We start from the raw sequence: 1239 nt of genomic DNA, 5'->3' as shown, positions 1-1239 counted from the left end.
TTTGGCAGGATGAAGATGGATTCATTGATGATTTTAATGCGACCCGTAAGAAATTTGAAGATTCAGATTTTGAATCGTTTAATAGAAATCACAGAACAATTCATTATATTCTTAAGCCTATAGAGGATGGCATAAGCGAGCCAAAATCTCTTCCTCGTCCAATTGAAGTAGCTACAAACCTAGATTTAATTCCAGGTCGTCTAACCCTACATATGTACGAAAATAAGATTGCCGAACGCTGGGCTGGTTTATATAGGGGAGAACCACTGTCAATTAGAACCATAACTCAAATTAGAGCTATAGCTCGTAGATATGCTTCCGAAAGTAAATATGACTTTATAATTGTGGATACATCTCCAAGTTTAGGAGCTTTAAATAAGGTAATTATATCTACAGTTGATGGTTTTTTAGTGCCTTGTTTTCCTGATATGTTTTCTTTGTATGGAATTAGAAATATTGGTAAATCTTTACTTGAATGGAAAAAAGATTTTGATACTATTTATCCCCTTATTTCTAAAGAGAAAAGAAATGAATTTCCAGAAAGGTTTGTGAGCTTTCTGGGATTTACTATATACAATGCAAAAAAATATTCAGGTCGTACACCCCTCAATCTTGCTCAAGCTGCTTATAATTATGCCAATGATATCCCTCAAACAGTTAGGGATTATATCAGTTCTGAAGTTCGTCAACACTTAGATGATGAGATGATTGATAATCCGATTGGCTATCAAGAAGTTATGCATACACATAATACATTACCTTCAATGGCTCAAAAGTATAGAGTTCCAATTTGGAAAGGTAAGCATTCAGGTGATGGGGTTGACAAAAAGGGAAGGATGAGTAGTAGTGTAGAACCATGGAAATCAAACCGCCAGCTATCCCAAATAGCTTTGAAGCTCTGGAACTGCTGCCCCAATCAGTTCTGGTGGAGCTGGTGCTGCAACAGCAACAAGTGATTGAACAACTGATTGGGGAGGTGGAACGCCTCAAAAGTCTGTTGAACAAAGACAGCCAGACTTCATCAAAACCCCCATCAAGTGATTTAATCAGAAGGTCAGAAAAAAAACCGTCGAAGGAATCAGATTCGCAGAAACGAAAACCAGGAGGACAACCAGGACACAAAGGGAAAACCCGAAAAGGATTTGGGCGGGTTGACCGATATGTAGTAGTCGAACCTCAAAGTTGTCCGATCTGTAAGGGAAATCAGTGGTAAAGTAGGGATTGCTCAACCCGAAGCTA

Annotated in this window: 1 protein-coding gene and 1 pseudogene; both read left to right on the top strand. The window is 38.3% G+C overall.

Annotated features, from left to right (window positions below; translation table 11 throughout):
- Window positions 1–956 (top strand): ParA family protein (locus F6K51_RS37645; RefSeq protein ID WP_293031371.1); only part of this gene is annotated, 956 nt, incomplete at its 5' end.
- A pseudogene (locus F6K51_RS37640) lies at window positions 857–1177 on the top strand (DUF6444 domain-containing protein); the annotation flags it as partial. The gene F6K51_RS37645 and the pseudogene F6K51_RS37640, both read left to right, overlap by 100 nt.
- Window positions 1178–1239 lie beyond the last annotated feature (62 nt).

The sequence above is a fragment of the Moorena sp. SIO3I8 genome, assembly GCF_010692325.1.
Taxonomy (GTDB): Bacteria; Cyanobacteriota; Cyanobacteriia; order Cyanobacteriales; family Coleofasciculaceae; genus Moorena.
Note: the sequence above shows the minus strand (reverse complement) of the source record. Positions and strands in the feature narration are given on the sequence as shown.